Source organism: Falsiroseomonas oryzae, assembly GCF_027856955.1.
Classification (GTDB): domain Bacteria; phylum Pseudomonadota; class Alphaproteobacteria; order Acetobacterales; family Acetobacteraceae; genus Falsiroseomonas; species Falsiroseomonas oryzae.
Genome location: NZ_JAPSMD010000427.1, coordinates 1 through 4,477, shown reverse-complemented (window position 1 = coordinate 4,477; position 4,477 = coordinate 1). Strand labels below are relative to the sequence as shown.

General features: G+C 74.3%; 3 protein-coding genes. All 3 read right to left on the bottom strand.

The genetic code is table 11. The features are described from left to right. Nucleotides 1-108 precede the first annotated feature (108 nt). Complete coding sequence (gene prsR / locus OZN99_RS26185; protein WP_270938173.1) at nt 109-1,527, bottom strand: PEP-CTERM-box response regulator transcription factor; 1,419 nt, start codon at nt 1,525-1,527, stop codon at nt 109-111. Beyond that, entirely contained in the window at nt 1,524-3,578 is a 2,055-nt protein-coding gene (gene prsK, locus OZN99_RS26180) for an XrtA/PEP-CTERM system histidine kinase PrsK (RefSeq protein ID WP_270938172.1), read from the bottom strand. The genes prsR and prsK overlap by 4 nt, the downstream gene beginning before the upstream one ends. 37 nt (nt 3,579-3,615) lie before the next feature. Beyond that, nucleotides 3,616-4,477: exopolysaccharide biosynthesis polyprenyl glycosylphosphotransferase (locus tag OZN99_RS26175; RefSeq protein ID WP_270938171.1), on the bottom strand; the 862-nt coding region annotated here is incomplete at its 5' end.

The following is a 4,477-nucleotide window of genomic DNA, read 5'->3' as shown; positions in this document are numbered from 1 at the left end:
CGCTCCAGCGGCTGCGCGGCGGCCTGGCCCGCGCCGAGGCTGGCGGCGAGCGCGGCTGCGATCAGCAGGCGGGCGGTGCGGGGCGGGAAGGCCATGTCGCGGGCTCCGCTAGACGATGTCGGGGTCGCCCGAGGCGGGGGAGCCGTCGGTGCGCTGGCGGGGCGCCCCGAGGCCGTGCGTCTCGAGCAGGCTGTAGAGGGTGGGTCGGCTGATGCCCAGCAGCCGCGCGGCCGCGGACAGGCTGCCGTTGCTGCGCGCCAGCGCGCGCTCGATCGCCTCGCGCTCGGCGCGCATGCGCGCGGTGCGCAGGTCGAGGTCGGCGGTCGCCTCCGCATCCACCGGTGCCGGCGCGATCTCCAGGTCGGCGATGCTGACCATCGGGCCTTCGGCCATCAGCGCCGCGCGGCGCACCCGGTTCTCCAGCTCGCGCACGTTGCCGGGCCAGCGATGCGCGACGATCGCCTCCGACGCGGCTGCGTCGAAGCCGCGCAGCCGGCGGCCGTGCTCGCGCGCGAAGCGGCTGAGGAAGAAGCGGGCCAGCAGCAGCGCATCGCCGCCGCGGTCGCGCAGCGGGGGGATGCGCAGCGTCACGGCATTCAGGCGGTAGAGCAGGTCGCCGCGGAACTGCCCGGTCTCCGCCTGCTGTTCCAGCGGCTGGTTGGTTGCGGAGACGACGCGGACATCGACGCGGATGGGCGTGCGGCCGCCGACGCGCTCGATCGTCTGGTCCTGCAGGAAGCGCAGCAGCTTGGCCTGCAGCGAGACTGGCATCTCGCCGATCTCGTCGAGGAAGAGGGTGCCGCCGTTGGCGGTCTCGATGCGGCCGGCGACCTGGCGGACTGCGCCGGTGAAGGCGCCCTTCTCGTGGCCGAACAGCTCGCTCTCCAGAAGGGTCTCCGGGATGGCGGCGCAGTTCAGCGCGACGAAGGTCTTGCCGGCGCGCGGCCCGAGCTCGTGCAGCGCGCGGGCCAGGGCTTCCTTGCCGGTGCCGCTTTCGCCCAGCAGCAGGACGGGGACGGAGACGCCGGCCAGCCGTTCCACGGTGCGGCAGACCTTCAGCATGCCCTCGTCCGCGGTGACGATGCCCTGGATGGGCGAGTTCCGCGGCGCCTGGGCGAGGCGCTGGTTCTCCTCCTCCAGCTCGCGCAGGCGCAGCGCGCGCTCAATCACTGTGCGCAGCACGGCGACGTCGACCGGCTTCTCGCAGAAGTCATAGGCGCCGAGGGCCACGGCGCGCAGCGCATTCTCCCGCTGGCCCTGCCCGCTGGCCACCACCACGGGCAGGCCGGGGCTGCCGGCGCGCAGCGCCTCGAGCGTGGCGAAGCCCTCGCTGACGCCTTCCGCATCGGGCGGCAGGCCCAGGTCGAGCAGGGCGGCGTCCGGCTGCTCGCGCTTGGCCAGCGTCTCGGCCTGGCGGCGGTCGTTGGCCACGACGACGCGGCAGTTCGGGAAGGCCCAGCGGTACTGGGCGCAGAGGCCGGGGTCGTCCTCGACCACCAGCAGCTTCGGCTTGCCGTTCGGGGTCATGCGGCGCCCCGCAGCGGCTCGGGGAAGGCGGTGCGAGCGTCCGCGGCGGCGGGCAGCAGCACGCGCATCGTGGTGCCGGCGCCCGGCCGGCTGACCACGGCGAGGTCGCCGCCGGCCTCGCGCAGCAACTCGCGCGCCTGCCAGGCGCCGATGCCGCTGCCCTGCCGCTTCGAGGTGCTGAGCGGGCGGAACAGCTCGTCGCGGATGAATTCGGGCGTCATGCCGGGGCCGCGGTCGATGACCTCGACCACGACCTGGCCGCCTTCGCGCAGGATGCGCAGGCGCACCGGCTCCCCGGCGGGCGAGGCCTCGGCGGCGTTGTTCATCAGGTGGCCGAGGGCGGTGTCGAAGCGGGCGCCGGCGATGGCGGCGGGCGGCACGGTCTCCTCGGCCTCGATCCGCACCGCATAGGGGCGGGTGGCGGCGAGGCCGCGCAGCCGCTCGACCGCCGCCACCGTCTCGGCGCGCGCGACTTCCGGCACGTCGCCGGGCTGGCCGAGGCGCAGGATCAACGCGTTGATGCGCGCGGCGGAGGCGCGCACCGTCACCAGCATGTCGTGCTGGAACTCGGGATCCGACAGGTGCTCCTCCGCATTGGCGAGCAGGAGCGAGAGCTGGCTCGACACGGTCTTCACGTCATGGGCCACGAAGGCGAAGCGCTTCGCGTACTCCGCCAGCCGGCGCTCGTCCACCAGCCGTTCGGCCGCGCGCCGTTCCGCCAGGAACATCGCGACCTCCTGCCCCAGTGTGCGCAGCAGGTCGAGCACCTCGCGGTCGAGCGGGAAGGGCGCGCGCGGCGGCGCCAGCAGCACCACGCCCGACAGGCCGGCGCGCCCGTGCGGCAGCGGGATGGCGAGCCAGAGCTGGCCATAGGCCGCCACCAGCGGCCGCACGGCCGGATCGGCCGCATCCAGCACCAGCACATCGGTCCCACCGCCGAGCGCGGCCAGGAAGGGATCCTCGGCTGGCAGGCCGAGATGGGCATGCGGCAGGTTCCAGGAGCCGGCCCAGCGAAGCCCGGGCTCCCCGGGGTCGCGGTGCAGCAGCACGCCGGCCGGGCTGTCCACCGCATCGGCGATGGCGCGGATCGCCCGGTGCTCGGCCGGGGCAGGGTCGTCGGCGGCCGAGAGGATCTCGACGCAGCGCAGCCATTCCCGTCGGTAGTCGTAGCGTGCGGTGAAGAAGTGGTCGACGACCAGCCGGCGCAGGCGCGAGCGCGCGCTGGCGGAACTCGCGGCCAGCGCCAGCACGAAGAGCGCCAGCGCCAGCAACACGACCTGCGCGGCCGCGCCCCAGGCGACGTCGAGCAGGCTCAGCACCTCGCCCAGCGCGCCGACGGCCAGCAGGAAACTGCCGGCCACCACCAGCGTGGCGCCGTGGAAGACCACCTGCCGGGAGACCGGCGGGTCGCGCCGCCAGCGGCCGTCCCGCACGGCTGCCACGGCCAGCAGCGGCGTGACCACCGCGGTCAGGCCGGCACGGGCATCCACCAGCGCCGCCGGCATGCCGCGCGACAGCGCGGCGTCGGCATAGAGCAGCACGTCATAGGCAGCGAGGCCGCCGAGGGCGATGCAGGGCAGCACGACATGCCAGCGGTCGCGCTCCGAGGTGGTGCGGAACAGGTTCTCCGCGGCCAGGACGACCATCAGGGCCAGCAGCAGGCGCGCCAGCGTGGCCTCGTCCACCAGCCAGGGCCAGAGATGCCGGCCGAACAGGATGAGGATGGCGGCTGCCGTCGCGATCGCGGCGACCGCGCCGAAGATGCGGATCATCCGAAGCGCGCGCGCCCCGGCGACGCGGTGCAGCAGGAAGAGGAGTACGGCGAGCCAGACGGGCCAGCGGGCGATCTCGGCCACCGCCGCCACGGCGCTGAGCAGACCCGGGCCGGTCATCAGGGCGAGCGCCGTTGCGCCGGCCCAGAGCGCGGCGACCCCGCAGGAGGCGGCGAGCAGCAGGGCGGCGGTGCCGCGCCCCACGGCCAGCACCAGGACGGTCCAGACCAGGCAGACCGCGGCGGCGCCGGCGTGCAGGACGACCGAGGCCGAGGTCACGGCGCGTGCGAATCCCCCGCCGCGCCCGGCCGGGAGGTCATCGCGACCCTTCCTGGAACAGCACGACCCGCACCGTGGCGACCAGGATCAGCAGGTCGAGGAACAGGCTGCGGCGGCGCACGTAGTAGAGGTCGTATGCGAGCTTCATGCGCGCATCTTCCACCGAAGCGCCGTAGGGATAGTTAACCTGAGCCCAACCAGTGATGCCCGGCTTCACGACCGCGCGAGCGTTGTAGTTGGGGATGATGCCGGCGAGCTGCTCGACGAAGGCCGGGCGCTCCGGCCGCGGGCCGACGAAGGCCATGTCGCCGCGCAGCACGTTGAGGACCTGCGGGATCTCGTCGATGCGGGTCAGGCGGATGAAGCGGCCCACCCGCGTGATGCGGCTGTCCTGCTTGCTGGCCCAGACCGGGGAGCCCGAGGCCTCCGCATCCACCACCATGCTGCGGAACTTGAACAGGTCGAAGACCCGCCCGCCGCGGCCCACGCGCTCCTGCCGGTAGAAGACCGGGCCGGGACTGTCGAGCTTGATGGCGAGCGCCGTGAGCAGCAGCAGCGGCAGCGTGGCCACCACGAGGATGGAGCCGAGGAGGATGTCGAAGGCGCGACGGAAGGCCGCCTCCGCCACGCTCTCGCGCAGGCTGTTGGACCGTTCGAGCCAGCCGGGTGCCAGGTGCTCGATATCCACCCGGGCGAGCTGCAGTTCGAGGAACTCGCACTGGCCGAGCACGCGGATGCCGGCGGCCTCGATCCCGGCGCGGATCGGGGCCGGCAGCGCCTCGGCCTGGGCGGTGACCACGGCGCCGATGCGCGCGGCGCGCAGGCGGGCCGGCGCCAGCAACTCGGCCAGGGGGGCGTGCGGCCCGACATCCAGCGCGACGCGCACACGGTCGGCCGGC